The organism is Shewanella sp. GD04112, assembly GCF_029835735.1.
Classification (GTDB): Bacteria; Pseudomonadota; Gammaproteobacteria; order Enterobacterales; family Shewanellaceae; genus Shewanella.
In genome coordinates this window covers 1589671-1607286 of the sequence record NZ_JAOEAL010000001.1, presented here as the reverse complement: position 1 = coordinate 1607286, position 17616 = coordinate 1589671, and the positions used below count along the sequence as shown (strand labels likewise).

The window sequence follows — 17616 nt, the reverse complement described above, 5'->3', positions numbered from 1 at the left end:
ATCTTGAGTTACTTTGTAGGTGCTCCCAAGAAAACCACAAAGACTCACGTCATGTTAATGCATGATATTTTATGGAAAAGGATTTCCATTTTTTTATATAAAAAAGACCGGAGTAATTCCAGTCCTTTTACAAGCCATATTTAAATATTAACTTTCAATAAGTTTCATAGTTGTAATGCAAGTTCTATCGTTATTGAAAGTAGACAATACTTCTCTCGCCACTCTTTTGCTTCCGTCTTTTGCTTCATAGTAAATATTAAATGCTAAGTTTTTATCTTTTGGAACCCAAAAGTCTATAAATCCATCACGTTGTGTCGTCATTTTTTTGTCTATTAATGTTTCACCTGTGTCAGTATCAATCATGACAACTTTCATTGTTTGATTTATTATCTCTCCGGTACAACCTGTTAAAACATGATTCGTACATGGATGAGAACTATTAATGTACGGAGCTATTGAAAGAAAGAATTGATCTTTTGGTATTGCTACAGAACTACTTTTACCATCTGAGAAAGTTGCAACTATTCTATCGGGTAATACTTTTATCATTATCCCTTCATTATTTTTGTATAGTGTATGTGCTGTTGTAACAGCACTCTTATAGTCTAAATTTTTAAACGTTTCTGCATTTATTATTGTGGCATATGATTGACTTGAATATGCAACTATAAGTGCTAATAGAATGTGTTTTTTAATCATGGTCTGAGTTTTCCTATATAGTTTATAAAATATTTTTATTTAAACGTGCCTCGCTTTTTTTATTGTAACGATTGTGGTTATATATATATTGATCTAATTCACATTATTGATATTGGCCTGATGTTTTTGGTCGTTTGTTTTTTTGTTTTTTAAATATATGCTTTAACGCTGTATTCTCCTAGGTTTTTAGCTCAGGTTTTAAACTTGCGTCTTCATATAATTTTTCTACCTAAGTTTTTAAACTTGGGTTTTAAACCTATGTTTATTTTAAATTAATATTTATGTCGGTTTGATATTTTTTTTGTTAAATAGATCACTGTTAAAAATGCTCTAGTTTGTATTATCGATTGGGTTTGTAATTTATTTGTTTATCTTTGATTTTAGTTTTACTTAATATAGTTTCTTATTTGTAACTTAACGTTAATAAGGTTTGTATGTTTAAATATAATAAATATTTTTGGTGTTATTAGCAATGAGTAATAATGCACTCTCTAATGATGATATTGAGAGTTTTTCTGAATGGATACACAATGGTAATGTTGGAGGTACAGCGAGATCGTACTATTTCGAACAAGATTTTGACGATTCAAATACAGAGAATAGCTCGATTTGGGTGAATGGTGGTAATGTTACTTTTAATACATCAGAGTTTAATGGGTTTAAATTGGGAGGAGAGGTACAGGGGTCATACGTTAGTAATATCAATGATGATGATACAACTGCGGGAGATATGAACGCACAAGGTCTTGTATTATCGGAAGCTTTTTTGAAGTATCAGTTTGGTGATACTGTGTTTTCTGGAGGTAGACAACACTTTTAATCACCCCTTATCGCTAACTCAGGTTCAAGATTGATAAATGAATCTTTTGAAATGTATCAGGTGTCTTCAAGTCATTTTGATGGTACTGATATTTCGATTGGATATGTGACTAAATATCAGACTCGAACAGATAAATCGTTTTATGTTGATAATGAATTTGTTGATTTTGATTTTAATGGTTCTGGCTCTCCTGGCGATTTTTATAAAATAGGTAATGATGGCGTTTTTTTCGTACAAGTTAACAAGCGAATCGCTAAAAAATTCAAAGTTAACTCACAGTACGCAAATGTAATAAATGAAGTCCAAGCACTTTATGCGGATGTCGAATATACATTGCCAACTAACTTTAACAGTAATATTGCAATGCAATATTACAAAACTAAGTGGGATAAAAATGAACTAGTCGATAATGATCTTTTGGGCTTTAAAGTAGGTTTCAGTCAGGGAGGAGTAGATTTTTTTGCTGGTTATACATTAGCTGGAGGAAATGAAGGAGATAATAGAGTTTTTAGAGGCATTGGTCAAGGAGCTTATTATCAGTTTACTGCCACTACTAAAACTGCGGGTGTTGGGGCATTTGAATCTGGAACAAATTCGTATCAATTGGGGTTAGGTTCTGCTATCTCTAATCTTAAAGGTAAAATATTTTATACATCTTTTGACAATCCCATAGTGGGAAAAGATTTAAATGAATGGACGGTTAATCTTGCATATCAATTTGATGGTAAACTCGAAAATATCGGTATATCAATTGATTTTTCAATATTGGATTATGAAAACAATCAAAAAGACGCTACAGATTTAAGAACGAAATTCACTTACAGCTTTTAAAGGTTGTAAATGTTTTTGACAAATGTTAATTCCCTAATAATTATATTGTAATTGTAAATTCAGGTCGTGTTAATGGGTGTGCTTGGGTTTACAATTTTATATGAAAATACGTCTAGATGATTAAAGTTGAAAAACTTGTTATTTGATAATTTATCAATATCTACGTTTACAAAAAAATTCATCTTGAATGTATTTTAGAACCAGGGGGTTACACAGGGTGAGATTATGCTTTGTAAATTCTGTTAACATTTAGCTATTTTGTTCTTAAGTCGACTTAATGCGGGATTATTGATTGATATAAATCATCCATAATCGAATGAAATTCGTTCGACTGGATAGGTTTGTTAACCAATTTAACAATTTATAATCCGGCCCTGGGGGGTTACAAACATAAGCAGGGCGAGATCGTGAATATATTTTAACCGTTTTGAGCTAAATTAGACGGACGGCATCGATTATGCTCTTATGCTCTCTTTTTCTTATAGAGAGCATAAGAGCATGTACCTTGAAGCCTTCACATCACATTTCAACTCGATTGCTGACAGCCGACAATCTGCCAAAGTGACTTACCCGTTGCATGATGTATTGTTCGTCACTCTGTGTGGTGTGATTGCTGGCGCCGAAGGTTGGTCTGAGATCCACGATTATGCTGTCGGGCACCATAATTGGTTTAAAGAAAAGGGAATTCTGACCGAAGGTGTCCCTGTCCGGGGGAAGCACAACCTATATTTTCATTTCCATAACTGAAACAAGTTCGGCAGTGTTTATTTCTCCGGGAATTGGCTGGATATTCATTTCCTGGCGTACTCTGACGCCGGGTATTGATGAAGCAATCCAGCCTTCCTGATAAGTATCGAATGGCTTCTGTTTGCTGCATGACAGGCTAATGACATCTTTGTCATTTAAATCTTTATTCTCAGTGTTGGGGCTCCGGAATCCTTTGCTCCAGTCTGGGCACGGATAAGATAAAACGAGTTGAGCGTACGTCCGATTCCACCTGCACTCTTCCGTGATGTGCTTCCACGATTGACTTCACAATTGCAAGGCCGATGCCGCTGCCTTCTCCTTTTCGTTGTCTGGACGGATCCACCCGATAAAAACGGTCAAAAAGCCTTGATAAATGCTCTTCAGGGATTGGTTTCCCCGGATTTTCAATCACCAGGTCAAAAAAGCTCTCTTGCTCTCTTATTGAGACGGTGATTGCCTGTCCCTCCGGGGTATAACGCAGGGCATTGGATAACAGATTATTGATCGCTCTTCTGAACATTTGTGGATCTCCCTCAACCAGGCAGGGCATCCCGTTAAATTTGAGCGTGATATTGCGTTCTTCGGCCCAGGCTTCGAAAAACTCGAAGACTTTCATGACTTCTGCTCTGAGGTCAAACCGGACCCTGTCAGGTATAAGCTGATTATTGTCCGCCTGCGCCAGGAACAGCATGTCGCTGACCATTTTGGTCATCCGGTTATACTCTTCAAGACTGGAGTAGAGGACATCCTCAAGTTCCTTCTGGGTTCGATCCTGACTCAGTGCGATTTCAGTCTGCGTCACCAGATTGGTGATGGGCGTTCTGATCTCGTGCGCGATATCGGCAGAGAAATTGGCCTGGCGGGTAAAGACATCCTCAATCTTTCCAATCATATGATTGAACGAGATAACCAGCTGTTCCAGCTCAATGGGAACGCGTGTCGGTTCCAGCCGCGCATCAAGATTCTCGGAGGTGATGCTTTTAATGGCATTGCTGACATTACGAAGGGGCAGGTGCCCCTGACGGACAGCGATGCGAATGATCAGAACAATCAGCAGGCTTATCACGACGGCAATCGCAATCAGATTTTTTTTCAGCGCATCGAGGTAATGGAGATGGAAATTAATGGAGAGGCCAGTCAGCATGACATAGTTCTGCTGTTTGCCCTGAAATATCGCCTGGCCAGAGGAGGCGATAATCCGGTATGTTTCCATCTTCATTTCAGACTCGGTATCCATCGGTCTCGCAGGATCCTCCACCGTCCAGAGAAAGACATCCCGTGCGTGGCTGTGCTCGCTAAAATCTGCTGAATTCACGGCCGGGCGTAGTGCTGCCCCCTGCGCTGAACTAAAGAGCACCTCACCCCTGGGATTGAGGAGCAAAAGGGCAACGTTGCGGTAGCTGGCAATCGATTCCTGTATTTTGCTTACTTTTTTTTCATCTGGATCTTCCGGGGACTGGAGTATACGGTTCAGTGTGGTGCTGATTTGTTGAAGATCGCTGACATCCTGCTCGGCAAAATGATTTTCAACAGAATGCAGCATAAACCAGGTGAAGGCGATAAAAGCCAGTATCGTGGACAGGCTGATAAAAAAGGTCAGCCGCAGGGAGAGTGAAAAAGGGTGCCTGGAAGGTTTGCTATGCATCCGGGACCTCCAGCATATAGCCCACGCCCCGGACTGTCTGGATCAGCTTTGTCTCGTAATCGTTGTCTATTTTAGCGCGGAGTCGCTTTACGGCGACATCAATCGCGTTAGTGTCGCTGTCAAAATTCATGTCCCAGACCTGAGAGGCAATCAGGGAACGGGGAAGAACCTCTCCCTGATGGCGAATGAAAAATTCCAGCAGGCTGAACTCTTTACTGGTGAGCACAATGCGGTTTCCGGCGCGACTGACTTTTCTGGATACGAGATCAATCGAGAGACCAGCCACCCTAAACTGGCTTTCCGTGATCATCGTGTTTCCCCGCCTCAGAAGGGTTTTCACCCGGGCTAGCAGTTCGGCAAACGCAAAGGGTTTAACCAGATAATCGTCCGCACCCAGTTCCAGTCCTTTGACCCTGTGTTCGATCGTGCCGAGGGCCGTCAGCAGTAAGACCGGCATACCCTTTCCGGCAGTGCGCAGCATCCGGATGATATCCCAGCCGTTCATATCAGGCAGCATGATGTCCAGAATGACTAAATCATACTCGGCTGTCATGGCGAGATGATATCCGGTAAGACCATTATCAGCGTGATCCACTACGAACCCTGCCTCTCTAAGCCCTTTGCTGAGATATTCACCTGTTTTAATTTCGTCTTCGACGATCAATATTTTCATCTTGCTCCCCGGCTGGCTGCTAAGGTCATTCTATTGCGCCCACGATCATTATCAACGGATTACAGCAAAAATGACAACATTGTCATTATCCTGTCACCCGACAAACAGAGAGCGTTCGGTAAAGTACCCCTATCAATACTCTGGACTTCATTTGAACCATTTACCAGGTCTGCCTGGATGAGAAGCGTTATGTTCAAATTAAAATTACTCAGCATTAGCACGATATTCATCCTGACCGGTTGTGTCTCTCTGGCACCTGAATATCAGCGCCCGGCAGCACCGGTACCCCAGCAGTTTTCACTGTCCCGAAACAGCCTGACGCCAGCAGTGAATGGTTATCAGGATACGGGCTGGCGTAACTTTTTTGTCGATCCCCAGGTTACCCGGCTGATCGGGGAAGCCCTTGCTAATAACCGTAATTTGAGAATGGCTGCCCTGAAGGTTGAAGAGGCCCGGGCCCAGTTCAACGTCACGGATGCAGATCGTTATCCCCAGCTGAATGCCTCATCCGGGATCACCTACAGCGGTGGTCTGAAAGGCGACAAGCCGACCACACAGGAGTACGACGCGGGTCTGGAACTCCGCTATGAGCTCGATTTTTTCGGCAAGCTCAAGAACTTGAGTGACGCTGATCGCCAGAACTACTTTGCCAGCGAAGAAGCCCGTCGGGCTGTACATATCCTGCTGGTCTCCAGCGTTTCACAAAGCTATTTCAGCCAGCAACTGGCGTATGAACAACTCCGTATCGCGCGGGAAACGCTGAAAAATTACGAACAGTCCTATGCTTTCGTTGAGCAACAGCTCGTGACCGGGAGTACGAATGTGCTGGCGCTTGAACAGGCCAGGGGACAAATCGAAAGTACCCGCGCTGAGATAGCCAAACGAGAAGGCGATCTGGCTCAGGCAAACAATGCCCTGCAACTGGTGCTGGGAACGTACCGTGCACTGCCGCCAGAAAAAGGGATGAAAGGCGGTGAGACCGCGCCAGTTAAACTGCCATCAAACCTGTCGTCACAAATTTTGCTGCAGCGACCGGATATTATGGAGGCGGAATACCAGCTGAAAGCTGCTGATGCGAATATTGGCGCAGCGCGGGCGGCCTTTTTCCCGTCCATTACCCTGACCAGTGGCCTTTCCGCAAGCAGTACGGAGCTGTCCAGTCTCTTCACGCCAGGAAGCGGAATGTGGAATTTTATCCCTAAAATTGACATTCCTGTTTTTAATGCCGGCAGGAACAAAGCCAATCTCAAACTGGCAGAAATTCGCCAGCAACAGTCGGTGGTTAATTACGAACAAAAAATTCAGTCCGCCTTTAAGGATGTTTCCGACACGTTTGCGCTGCGCGACAGCCTTAGCCAGCAACTTGAGTCACAGCAGCGTTATCTTGATTCACTTCAGATAACTCTCCAGCGAGCCAGAGGATTGTATGCAAGTGGTGCTGTCAGTTACATCGAAGTGCTGGATGCAGAACGTTCCCTCTTCGCTACGCAGCAAACCATTCTCGATCTTACCTATTCCCGACAGGTTAACGAAATTAATCTGTTTACTGCGCTGGGTGGCGGTTGGGTAGAATAAATTTATTTAATTAATCAGGAAATTAAAAATGCGTAATTCACTTAAAGCTGTTTTATTTGGTGCCTTCTCTGTCATGTTTTCTGCCGGTCTTCATGCTGAAACACATCAGCATGGCGATATGAATGCTGCCAGTGATGCTTCGGTACAGCAGGTTATCAAGGGCACCGGTGTCGTTAAAGACATTGATATGAATAGTAAAAAGATCACCATTTCGCACGAAGCAATCCCTGCGGTGGGCTGGCCTGCAATGACCATGCGCTTCACTTTTGTTAATGCAGACGACGCTATCAATGCCCTGAAAATCGGCAACCATGTCGATTTCTCGTTTATTCAGCAGGGCAATATCTCCTTACTCAAAAGCATTAACGTTACGCAATCCTGATTGACTGTCCGGAGCGAATACATCCAGTGCGCCTGAACATTCATTAAGGGATTACTGTGAATGAATGATCGGGCGCATATGCCAGGTGTTTTGATTTTTCAGCGAGAAATTGTATGGCTTCTTTAAAGATAAAATATGCTGCAATAATTATCAGCAGCCTCCTAGCAGGAGGGCTGATATCGGTTACTGCCTGGCAGTATGTAAACTCATCACAAAAAACAGTACAAACAGAACAAAAGGCACCGGAGAAAAAGGTACTTTTCTGGTATGACCCGATGAAACCGGATACCAAATTTGATAAACCCGGAAAATCTCCCTTTATGGATATGGACCTTGTGCCAAAATATGCTGATGAAAGTGGCGATAAAAGTAATGGCGGGATCCGTATCGATCCAACCCAGGTTCAGAATCTGGGATTAAAAACGCAAAAAGTCACGCGAGGAATGCTGAATTATTCTCAGACAATTCCGGCTAATGTCAGTTACAACGAATATCAGTTTGTCATTGTGCAGGCGCGCTCTGACGGTTTCGTCGAAAAAGTGTATCCCCTGACTACTGGCGATCATGTGAAGAAAGGCACTCCGCTTATCGATATCACCATTCCTGAATGGGTTGAGGCACAAAGTGAGTTCCTGCTGCTATCCGGTACAGGCGGTACGCCAACCCAGATAAAAGGGGTTCTGGAGCGACTTCGTCTGGCTGGTATGCCGGAAGAGGATATTCAAAGACTGCGTTCAACCCGCACAATCCAGACCCGTTTTACCATTAAAGCACCTATTGATGGTGTCATTACTGCATTTGACCTGCGCACCGGCATGAATATTTCGAAAGATAAGGTGGTGGCTCAGATTCAGGGGATGGACCCGGTCTGGATCAGCGCTGCAGTGCCGGAATCTATCGCCTATCTGCTGAAAGATACGTCGCAGTTTGAAATTTCGGTACCGGCTTATCCGGATAAAACATTCCATGTCGAAAAATGGAACATTCTTCCCAGCGTGGATCAGACAACCCGTACGCTTCAGGTCCGTCTCCAGGTTTCTAATAAGGATGAGTTTCTCAAGCCGGGCATGAATGCCTATCTGAAACTCAATACCAAGAGCCAGGAGATGCTGCTGATACCAAGCCAGGCCGTTATCGATACCGGCAAAGAACAGCGCGTGATTACTGTTGATGATGAAGGCAAGTTTGTGCCGAAACAGATCCACGTTCTGCATGAATCACAACAACAGTCCGGCATCGGCTCCGGCCTGAATGAAGGCGATACCGTGGTGGTCAGTGGTCTGTTCCTCATTGACTCCGAAGCCAATATTACGGGCGCGCTGGAACGTATGCGCCATCCTGAAAAAACAGAAAGCAGTATGCCAGCAATGTCTGACCAGCCTGTAAATAGGCATTCAGGGCACTGAGGAGACGACGATGATTGAATGGATTATCCGGCGCTCTGTCGCCAACCGTTTCCTGGTCATGATGGGGGCCCTGTTTCTCAGCATCTGGGGTACATGGACGATTATTAACACGCCAGTCGATGCCTTGCCTGACCTGTCAGATGTGCAGGTCATTATTAAAACCAGCTATCCCGGCCAGGCCCCGCAGATTGTAGAAAACCAGGTCACCTATCCACTTACCACCACCATGCTCTCCGTACCTGGCGCAAAAACTGTGCGTGGTTTTTCACAGTTCGGTGATTCGTATGTATATGTCATTTTTGAAGACGGCACCGATCTGTACTGGGCCCGTTCCCGCGTGCTGGAATATCTGAATCAGGTTCAGGGAAAACTGCCCGCCGGGGTGAGTTCTGAAATCGGTCCGGATGCCACGGGTGTGGGCTGGATTTTTGAATATGCCCTTGTCGATCGCAGCGGAAAACTCGACCTTTCAGAACTGCGTTCTCTGCAGGACTGGTTCCTGAAGTTTGAGCTGAAAACCATTCCTAATGTCGCTGAAGTTGCATCCGTAGGCGGCGTGGTTAAGCAGTATCAGATCCAGCTTGACCCGGTAAAACTGACGCAGTACGGCATCGGTCTGCCAGAAGTAAAACAAGCTCTTAGCTCATCTAACCAGGAAGCCGGTGGCTCATCTGTTGAAATTGCTCAGTCAGAGTATATGGTCCGGGCCAGCGGTTATCTTCAGACTATTGATGATTTCAAAAATATCGTCCTGAAAACGGGGGAAAATGGAGTACCTGTTTACCTGCGTGATGTTGCCCGCATACAATTGGGACCGGAAATGCGGCGTGGTATCGCTGAGCTTAACGGTCAGGGCGAAGTCGCTGGCGGAGTGGTGATCCTGCGTTCGGGCAAAAATGCACGCGAAGTCATTACGGCGGTGAGGGATAAACTGGACACGCTGAAGGCAAGCCTGCCTGAAGGAGTGGAGATCGTAACGACATACGATCGCAGCCAGTTAATCGATCGTGCGATTGACAACCTCAGTTACAAGCTTCTTGAAGAGTTTATCGTTGTTGCTGTCGTTTGCGCACTGTTCCTCTGGCATGTCCGTTCTGCCCTGGTGGCGATTATTTCTCTGCCACTTGGCCTGTGTATCGCCTTTATCGTCATGCACTTCCAGGGGCTGAATGCCAACATTATGTCGCTGGGAGGGATTGCAATAGCCGTCGGAGCGATGGTGGATGCCGCCATCGTCATGATCGAAAACGCGCATAAACGGCTTGAGGAGTGGGACCATCAGCATCCCGGGGAACAGATTGATAATGCCACCCGCTGGAAGGTTATCACTGACGCCTCCGTTGAAGTGGGTCCAGCGCTGTTTATCAGCCTGCTGATTATCACATTATCGTTCATTCCTATTTTTACCCTGGAAGGGCAGGAAGGGCGTCTGTTTGGTCCGCTGGCCTTTACAAAAACGTATTCCATGGCGGGTGCAGCCATACTGGCAATCATTGTTATCCCTATTCTGATGGGGTTCTGGATCCGCGGGAAAATTCCTGCTGAGACCAGTAACCCACTGAACCGGTTGCTGATTAAAGCGTATCACCCGTTACTGCTCAGGGTACTACACTGGCCAAAAACAACCCTGCTGGTTGCGGCTTTATCCATTTTCACTGTTATCTGGCCACTGAGTCAGGTGGGCGGCGAGTTTTTACCGAAGATTAACGAAGGTGACCTGTTGTATATGCCGTCAACGTTACCTGGCGTGTCTCCTGGAGAAGCTGCTGCGCTCTTACAGACCACGGACAAACTAATCAAAACGGTGCCTGAAGTGGCCTCAGTTTTTGGCAAGACCGGTAAGGCTGAGACCGCCACGGATTCTGCTCCGCTCGAAATGATGGAAACCACCATCCAACTGAAACCTGAGGATCAGTGGCGTCCAGGCATGACGATTGACAAGATTATTGAAGAACTCGACAGGACCGTCCGTTTACCGGGTCTGGCCAACCTCTGGGTACCGCCTATCCGTAACCGTATTGATATGCTCTCAACCGGCATTAAAAGTCCGATAGGTATTAAGGTATCGGGTACTGTTCTGTCGGATATCGATGTAACAGCACAGAGTATCGAAGCAGTCGCTAAAACCGTACCTGGTGTGGTTTCCGCACTGGCTGAACGACTGGAAGGTGGACGTTATATTGATGTGGACATTAACCGGGAAAAAGCTTCCCGGTACGGGATGACTGTGGGCGACGTCCAGCTGTTCGTCTCTTCAGCAATCGGTGGGGCTATGGTGGGTGAGACGGTTGAAGGCGTGGCCCGGTACCCTATTAACATTCGCTATCCGCAGGATTACCGTAACAGTCCGCAGGCGTTGAGAGAGATGCCAATCCTGACCCCAATGAAGCAGCAAATTACGCTGGGCGATGTTGCCGATATTAAGGTCGTTTCCGGACCAACCATGCTGAAAACCGAAAATGCCCGGCCAGCCAGCTGGATTTATGTTGATGCCCGCGGCAGGGACATGGTGTCGGTGGTGAACGATATTAAGACGGCCATCAGTGAGAAAGTGAAACTGAGACCGGGGACCAGTGTGGCATTCTCAGGACAGTTTGAATTACTCGAGCACGCCAATAAGAAATTAAAACTGATGGTACCGATGACGGTGATGATCATCTTCATCCTGTTATATCTGGCATTCCGCAGGGTTGATGAAGCCCTGTTGATCCTGATGAGCCTGCCGTTTGCCCTGGTTGGCGGGATATGGTTCCTGTACTGGCAGGGCTTCCATATGTCAGTGGCGACCGGAACCGGGTTTATCGCCCTGGCCGGGGTGGCAGCAGAGTTTGGCGTGGTCATGCTGATGTATCTGCGTCATGCCATTGAAGCGCACCCGAAATTGTCCCGTAAAGAGACGTTCACACCGGAAGGCCTTGATGAAGCCCTCTATCATGGTGCCGTACTGCGTGTCCGGCCGAAAGCCATGACCGTGGCGGTGATCGTTGCGGGTCTGCTGCCAATACTCTGGGGAACCGGTGCAGGTTCAGAAGTCATGAGCCGTATCGCGGCACCCATGATTGGTGGGATGATCACGGCTCCGCTGCTGTCCCTGTTCATTATTCCTGCCGCCTACAAATTAATCTGGCTGCGCAGACATAAAAAAAGCGTGTCCTGAACCTGAAAGGGCACCCCCTGTGGGTGTCCTTCTTTACTGATTCACCCTGACGTCAGGGTTTATATCGATAATATACAGAGGTGAGTATGAAAAAAGTGGTTCTAATGGCGCTGGCTCTCGGCCTTTCACTACCCGCGATGGCGAGTGAAAAAGTGATTGATATGTACAAATCTGAAAACTGTGGCTGTTGTTCCCTGTGGGGCAAAGCGATGGAAAAAGACGGGTTTGAAGTACGAACTCACGTCATGAATGATCAGGCGCTGTCAGCCCTGAAAGAAAAGCATGCTATTCCTGCAGGACTACGAAGTTGTCATACCGCGGTTGCCGGTAATTTGATCATTGAAGGCCATGTGCCTGCGACAACGATACATAAGGCAATGCAGTCTGGTTCGGGTATATACGGTCTCGCCACCCCCGGTATGCCAGCAGGAAGTCCTGGAATGGAGATGGGAGCCCGAAAAGAGGCTTACGATGTTATCGCATTCTCACCGGATGGAAGTAAAAAAGTCTTCCAGCGAATCGAATAGTCAGCGGAACGGCTGATAACGGGACGCTGGTAGCAGGCACTCCTGTGCCGGCGATATTCGTGGTAATCGCATCCATGACATACCCTGAAGACAGAAGATGCTTCGGTATGCATAAGGAGAGTTACTGTGAAAAATGACAATGCAGTGCAACACAACAACCAGACTGCTTCTGAGCAGACATTATCCCCGGACGAGGGCCACGTATTGCATAAGGTGAGAGATCCCGTGTGCGGGATGGCCATCCTGCCCGACAGGGCGCACAGCAGCATTCGATACCAGGACCATCAACTTTATTTCTGCTCCGCCAGCTGTGAGAGTAAATTTAAAGCCCATCCCGATCGTTATCTTACCGAAGATGCCTGTGAACATTCCCATCACCATCACCACGATCATCACGAAGTCAGCCCTGATCAGATAAAACAGCCTCACCACCAGGCGGAAAAAGAGAATTCTGAAGGTGTGTGGACATGTCCGATGCACCCGGAGATACGCCGCAATGGTCCCGGAAGCTGTCCTGTCTGTGGAATGGCACTGGAGCCGCTCGTAGCTACGGCATCCACGGGGCCGAGTGATGAACTTCACGACATGACAAGACGCTTCTGGCTGGGGTTGTTGCTGGCGTTTCCGGTTCTGGTACTCGAAATGGGATCTCATCTGTTTCCCGACTTGAGGAATACAGTACCGCCACAGTACAACACATGGCTGCAGCTGCTTCTGGCCTCCCCTGTCGTGTTGTGGTGTGGCTGGCCATTCTTCGCCCGGGCCGGAATGTCGTTACGTAACCGCTCCCTGAATATGTTTACCCTTGTTGCAATGGGGACCGGCGTAGCCTGGGTTTACAGCGTCATTGCAACCGTCTTCCCCTCCTGGTTTCCTGCATCGTTCAGAAACATGGATGGCCTGGTGGCCGTTTATTTTGAAGCCGCAGCAGTTATTACGGTGCTTGTTCTGCTGGGACAGGTTCTTGAGCTGCGGGCACGGGAACAAACCTCAGGCGCCATTACTGCGCTTCTGAACCTTGCCCCCAAAACCGCCAGACGGCTGGATCATGACGGTCATGAAACGGATATTAATGCGGAAGATGTCCTGCCTGGCGATAAGCTCCGCATCAGACCTGGAGAGAGTATTCCGGTCGACGGTATCGTGATCGAAGGCAAAACAACCGTTGATGAATCGATGGTGACCGGGGAGTCTATGCCGGTTACCAAAACGAAGGGTGACCCTGTCATTGGGGGGACGATTAATCAGACAGGTAGTCTTATCATCCGTGCAGAGAAAGTCGGTGATGAAACGATGCTCTCACGAATTGTTCAGATGGTCGCTGATGCACAGCGTTCGCGTGCCCCCATCCAGAGAATGGCTGACAGCGTTTCAGGCTGGTTTGTTCCTCTGGTGATACTTATCGCGGTTGTTGCTTTCGTGATCTGGTCTGTCTGGGGGCCCGAGCCCAGGATGGCGCACGGTCTGATTGCGGCTGTGTCGGTCCTGATTATTGCCTGCCCCTGCGCACTGGGGCTGGCCACACCGATGTCGATAATGGTGGGGGTAGGCAAAGGAGCCCAGGGCGGGGTGTTAATCAGGAATGCCGAAGCCCTTGAGCGTCTTGAAAAAGTGGACACGCTGGTTGTCGACAAAACAGGCACGCTCACGGAAGGTTCGCCTACGGTGACAGGGATTATCAGTCTCAATCCGGGTGGGGAAGCATCTCTTTTACGTGTAGCGGCCGCAGTGGAAAAAGGCTCGCAGCATCCGCTGGGTATGGCTGTAGTCCGGGCAGCCCAGCACAGGGGGATCATGATACCCGCAGTCAGTGATTTCAATGCTCCGTCGGGGAAAGGTGTTTCAGGCGATGTTGAAGGTCAACGGGTTGTTATTGGTAATGAACTGGCTATGCAGGAAAACAGTATCGTTATTGATAATCAAAAGGCCGTTGCGGATACGTTGCGGATGGAAGGCGCTACCGTTATCTATGTGGCCACAGATGGGTACCTTGCAGGCCTGATAGCTATCTCGGATCCCGTGAAAGCAACCACGCCGGATGCGCTTAAAGCTTTGCGTCAGGCGGGGATCCGCATTGTTATGCTCACCGGGGATAACCAGCTTACTGCTGAAGCAGTCGCACGGAAACTGGGAATAGATGAGGTTGAAGCCGGGGTTCTGCCTGACGGCAAAAAAGCAGTGATAACCCGACTGAAAGCGTCTGGTCATGTGGTTGCGATGGCGGGGGACGGTGTAAATGATGCCCCGGCGCTGGCAGCGGCTGACGTGGGCATAGCTATGGGAACGGGTACAGATGTGGCAATTGAAAGTGCCGGAGTCACCCTTCTCAAAGGCGACTTGATGATACTGAACAGGGCCCGTCATCTGTCAGAGATCACCATGAAAAATATCCGACAGAATCTGTTTTTTGCATTTATCTACAACGCACTTGGCGTGCCTGTGGCTGCAGGTCTGCTTTATCCTGTGTATGGAATACTGCTGTCGCCAGTTATTGCGGCGGCGGCCATGGCTCTTTCCTCCGTCAGCGTCATTGTGAATGCGTTGCGTCTGAAAAGTGTCAGGCTCGGGAAATAACACTGAGTGAAGGGTCAGTTACGAACAGAAGGAGTCCAGTATGAAAAGTACCACCTATGCGCTTATTGCTGTCGCCGCGATCGCGGCATTTGCCCTCCTGCGCGAACACTGGTCACATGTGGCAGGTTACTGGCCATATCTGTTATTGCTGGTCTGCCCGCTAATGCATCTTTTCCACGGCCACGGAGGGCATGGAGATCATCAACATCACGGAAGTGAAAACGATAAAAAAAATTAATCCGGCAGACGGGGCCGCGTCGCGGTCCCGTTATCAGTCCAGGTATCGTTCGTAGTCTCTGGCATGCGCAAAGGCATGCTGTTCGAGTTTGTTATCAGCGGGTGCCGCTGCCCGGAACGCCAGAGAGTTAACAGGGTTGTTATTGATGACCAGCTCGTAATGCAGATGAGGACCGGATGAACGTCCGCTTTTACCGGATAACGCAATAGCACCTCCCCGTGTAACCCTGGCCCCTTTAGTAACGAGTATTTTATTGAGGTGGAGATAGCAAGTTTTAACACCGGCTTTTCCTGTTACTTCAACAAAATATCCCATGGTACTGTTGTATTCGGCCCGGGTGATTTTTCCGTCGATGACGCTGACTATTTTCGTGTTCATGGGCATGGAATAATCAATGCCATTATGGGGACTCACTTTTCCGGATACCGGGTTAAGTCTTGCAGGATTGAAAGGCGAACTGAGTCTTGCTGTGGCCGGTAACGGATAATCGAGACTGCCTTTCCCGGAAGTATCGGAAAGGTCATAGAACTTTTTATCTGATATACGATACGCCGTGTAATTAAATGAACCGGACGTAAATTTATAGGCCACGACATGTGATTTTCCCGCTTTCTTTTGCAGTACGAGTTTTAATGATTCATTTTTTTTCAAATGCCGCAGATTAAACCGGGAAGGCAAGGAGCGCTGAAGAGTAGCGATCTCGTTCGATTCCAGCCCCGAGCGGGTGGCTGAAAGGCAGGCATTTTCTTTTACGACATCGGTAGAATACATTTACTGGAATTCGCCGTTAGCATGAACACTGCGGCGTATGCTAGGGGTTTTCAGGAGGCGTGTCATCTGTCAGTTAATCGGGAGCACCGTTGATGGTCGTCATTTTTGTAACATATCTTGTTTCCCGTTTGCTCCTGAAGCTCTGGGAACTGTATGACCAGCCCGACGGTGATGATTAACGGGACTGAAACAGGTTACGGCAGAGCAATATGGGGCTCATGTCCTGCTACGTAACCCGTCAGTAAAGCCCTGCTGCGCACCTGACGCTAAGCACTAACCCGTCTGCAGTTACCTGGACGAATACAGGCCGCGAAGCTTTCTTGCCTGCGTCTGATGAGCTTCCGCACCGGCATTATTGACCTGCTCATGCACGAGGGCGGCTTTCTCTCCGGCATTCAGTTCGTTAAAAGAAGAAGAGAAGGTCTTTGAATTTTCACCACTCTCGGACAGCATTTTTTTATGTTCCTCAATCATTTTCTGATGTGCATAGGACGGGCTGTTGTTCATAAATGAATGAGCAACAATGGCCCTTTCATGTTCATTCATTTCAGAGAATGAGGGCGTGCTGTTTTTATTAATCCTGTCCGGCAAATTTTCATGCGTCGAGGAATTCACATGACTGACGGCTGAGGCATTATTAACAAATCGATGTGCTTCATGGGCAATATCACTGGACTGAGCAAAAGCTGCCCCACAAAATAAAGCTGTAAACGCAGTGGTCGTGATTAATATATTCATGTGTAATTACCTTCTGAGGTACATAAAAGATGTCCTTATGATCATATATAAAAATAATCAACCTGTGGGGAAGATGACGTAAATGTAATACAGCTATGTACATTACACGATTGTAATGAATTTGTTTCTTAAGGTGTGCTAGCTTCATTTCATTGTAAGTGGATGAACCAGTAATTTAATTTAAATCGGTTCTCGAATTCTGTCAGTAACCATACTTTAAATAAGGGAATGCGCATGCTGTTGAAAACGTCTCGACGAACTTTCCTGAAGGCGTTAACCCTCTCTGGCGTAGCCGGAAGTCTTGGCGTATGGAGTTTCAATGCGCGTTCCAGTCTGAGCCTGCCAGTTGCCGCATCCCTGCAGGGTACTCAGTTTGACCTGACCATTGGTGAAACGGCCGTCAATATCCAGAGGTTGAGCGCCTGCTCGTCTATCCAAAAAGTCAGTGAGCTTCGGTTGGTCAACGCCTTGTTATATTCCGGCCAATTGGTAATGCGAGATTTAGATTTGCCCATCTGATAGCGGTTCCTGCGTGGTATTCACAGGATCTGATCGCATCTGAGACGGAAGGTTCATTCATTTAGGCAACAACGCCTATTCAACACAGTGCCATTTTACACTGGCTTTAGGCTAACGCTTATGCGTACTTTATAAATATCAGGGAGGCCAACAGAACTCATATACTAAAAAATGCATTACAGTTGTTCCATTTCACCAGCGCCGTATACTGCTGAGAGGAGTAGCTTTTGGAATGAAGTAGTTATTTTTAGTCTTCTAGAATTTTCCTTTAATGCAAGGAAAGTTGTTCTGGTCAACCCAATTGGGCACTTTAA

The 17616-nt window shown here is 47.0% G+C and carries 14 protein-coding genes and 3 pseudogenes; 11 read left to right on the top strand and 6 right to left on the bottom strand.

Annotated elements, in window-relative coordinates:
- Positions 1-147: 147 nt before the first annotated feature.
- Positions 148-699, bottom strand: coding sequence for a CueP family metal-binding protein (locus N7386_RS07235; protein WP_086904834.1), 552 nt, complete (start codon positions 697-699; stop codon positions 148-150).
- Positions 700-1171: 472 nt separating this feature from the next.
- On the opposite strand from N7386_RS07235, the gene N7386_RS07230 reads away from it, so the two are divergent.
- From N7386_RS07230 to N7386_RS07220, 3 genes and pseudogenes are all read left to right on the top strand, one after another.
- Positions 1172-1519, top strand: coding sequence for a hypothetical protein (locus N7386_RS07230; protein WP_256657327.1), 348 nt, complete (start codon positions 1172-1174; stop codon positions 1517-1519).
- Between the two features lie 30 nt (positions 1520-1549).
- Positions 1550-2350: a hypothetical protein gene (locus N7386_RS07225; protein WP_256657326.1), complete on the top strand. Its 801-nt coding sequence runs from the start codon at positions 1550-1552 to the stop codon at positions 2348-2350.
- A 498-nt stretch (positions 2351-2848) separates the two neighbouring features.
- Positions 2849-3058 (top strand): annotated as a pseudogene (locus N7386_RS07220) (transposase family protein); the annotation flags it as partial.
- 208 nt (positions 3059-3266) lie between these two features.
- On the opposite strand, the gene silS reads toward N7386_RS07220, so the two are convergent.
- Complete coding sequence (gene silS / locus N7386_RS07215; protein ID WP_086904630.1) at positions 3267-4742, bottom strand: copper/silver sensor histidine kinase SilS; 1476 nt, start codon at positions 4740-4742, stop codon at positions 3267-3269.
- Positions 4735-5415, bottom strand: a complete 681-nt coding sequence (gene silR / locus N7386_RS07210) for a copper/silver response regulator transcription factor SilR (protein WP_011711632.1) — start codon at positions 5413-5415, stop codon at positions 4735-4737. The genes silS and silR overlap by 8 nt, the downstream gene beginning before the upstream one ends.
- A gap of 189 nt (positions 5416-5604) precedes the next feature.
- Here silR and silC point away from each other — a divergent pair, with 189 nt between their 5' ends.
- The 7 genes from silC to N7386_RS07175 all read left to right on the top strand — a co-directional run bounded on the left by silC (position 5605) and on the right by N7386_RS07175 (position 15274).
- Complete coding sequence (gene silC, locus N7386_RS07205; RefSeq protein ID WP_037425949.1) at positions 5605-6990, top strand: Cu(+)/Ag(+) efflux RND transporter outer membrane channel SilC; 1386 nt, start codon at positions 5605-5607, stop codon at positions 6988-6990.
- Between the two features lie 28 nt (positions 6991-7018).
- Positions 7019-7372, top strand: a complete 354-nt coding sequence (gene cusF, locus N7386_RS07200) for a cation efflux system protein CusF (RefSeq protein ID WP_011711634.1) — start codon at positions 7019-7021, stop codon at positions 7370-7372.
- Positions 7373-7485: 113 nt separating this feature from the next.
- Positions 7486-8778 carry a Cu(+)/Ag(+) efflux RND transporter periplasmic adaptor subunit SilB gene (gene silB / locus N7386_RS07195; protein WP_011711635.1) on the top strand — a complete coding sequence of 431 codons (1293 nt, stop codon included), beginning with the start codon at positions 7486-7488 and terminating at the stop codon, positions 8776-8778.
- 10 nt (positions 8779-8788) lie between these two features.
- Positions 8789-11935 (top strand): Cu(+)/Ag(+) efflux RND transporter permease subunit SilA, encoded by a 3147-nt coding sequence (gene silA, locus N7386_RS07190; RefSeq protein WP_086904629.1) that lies wholly within the window; start codon positions 8789-8791, stop codon positions 11933-11935.
- Between the two features lie 86 nt (positions 11936-12021).
- The gene (locus N7386_RS07185; protein ID WP_000758228.1) at positions 12022-12462 is read left to right on the top strand and encodes a DUF411 domain-containing protein; all 441 of its coding nucleotides are present in this window, start codon (positions 12022-12024) and stop codon (positions 12460-12462) included.
- 126 nt (positions 12463-12588) lie between these two features.
- A complete protein-coding gene (silP, locus tag N7386_RS07180; RefSeq protein WP_279767730.1) occupies positions 12589-15036 on the top strand; it encodes an Ag(+)-translocating P-type ATPase SilP in 2448 nt (815 codons plus the stop codon).
- A gap of 40 nt (positions 15037-15076) precedes the next feature.
- On the top strand, positions 15077-15274 hold the full coding sequence (locus tag N7386_RS07175) for a DUF2933 domain-containing protein (protein WP_000843494.1): 198 nt from the start codon (positions 15077-15079) through the stop codon (positions 15272-15274).
- Positions 15275-15307: 33 nt separating this feature from the next.
- Here the strand turns inward: N7386_RS07175 and N7386_RS07170 are convergent, their stop codons facing one another.
- A complete protein-coding gene (locus tag N7386_RS07170) occupies positions 15308-16045 on the bottom strand; it encodes a peptidoglycan DD-metalloendopeptidase family protein (RefSeq protein ID WP_086904627.1) in 738 nt (245 codons plus the stop codon).
- A gap of 288 nt (positions 16046-16333) precedes the next feature.
- Positions 16334-16783: a hypothetical protein gene (locus N7386_RS07165; protein ID WP_011918417.1), complete on the bottom strand. Its 450-nt coding sequence runs from the start codon at positions 16781-16783 to the stop codon at positions 16334-16336.
- A gap of 228 nt (positions 16784-17011) precedes the next feature.
- Between N7386_RS07165 and N7386_RS07160 the strand changes: the two are divergent.
- A pseudogene (locus tag N7386_RS07160) lies at positions 17012-17098 on the top strand (twin-arginine translocation signal domain-containing protein); the annotation flags it as partial.
- 92 nt (positions 17099-17190) lie between these two features.
- Here N7386_RS07160 and N7386_RS07155 read toward each other — a convergent pair.
- Positions 17191-17298 (bottom strand): annotated as a pseudogene (locus N7386_RS07155) (IS5/IS1182 family transposase); the annotation flags it as partial.
- Between the last annotated feature and the right edge of the window lie 318 nt (positions 17299-17616).

Bases quoted from the DNA above. Each gene is read 5' to 3' on its own strand.
- N7386_RS07235 (WP_086904834.1), bottom strand. From the start codon at position 699: ATGATTAAAAAACACATTCTATTAGCACTTATAGTTGCATATTCAAGT.
- N7386_RS07230 (WP_256657327.1), top strand. From the start codon at position 1,172: ATGAGTAATAATGCACTCTCTAATGATGATATTGAGAGTTTTTCTGAA.
- silS (WP_086904630.1), bottom strand. From the start codon at position 4,742: ATGCATAGCAAACCTTCCAGGCACCCTTTTTCACTCTCCCTGCGGCTG.
- silR (WP_011711632.1), bottom strand. From the start codon at position 5,415: ATGAAAATATTGATCGTCGAAGACGAAATTAAAACAGGTGAATATCTC.
- silC (WP_037425949.1), top strand. From the start codon at position 5,605: ATGTTCAAATTAAAATTACTCAGCATTAGCACGATATTCATCCTGACC.
- cusF (WP_011711634.1), top strand. From the start codon at position 7,019: ATGCGTAATTCACTTAAAGCTGTTTTATTTGGTGCCTTCTCTGTCATG.
- silB (WP_011711635.1), top strand. From the start codon at position 7,486: ATGGCTTCTTTAAAGATAAAATATGCTGCAATAATTATCAGCAGCCTC.
- silA (WP_086904629.1), top strand. From the start codon at position 8,789: ATGATTGAATGGATTATCCGGCGCTCTGTCGCCAACCGTTTCCTGGTC.
- N7386_RS07185 (WP_000758228.1), top strand. From the start codon at position 12,022: ATGAAAAAAGTGGTTCTAATGGCGCTGGCTCTCGGCCTTTCACTACCC.
- N7386_RS07175 (WP_000843494.1), top strand. From the start codon at position 15,077: ATGAAAAGTACCACCTATGCGCTTATTGCTGTCGCCGCGATCGCGGCA.
- N7386_RS07170 (WP_086904627.1), bottom strand. From the start codon at position 16,045: ATGTATTCTACCGATGTCGTAAAAGAAAATGCCTGCCTTTCAGCCACC.
- N7386_RS07165 (WP_011918417.1), bottom strand. From the start codon at position 16,783: ATGAATATATTAATCACGACCACTGCGTTTACAGCTTTATTTTGTGGG.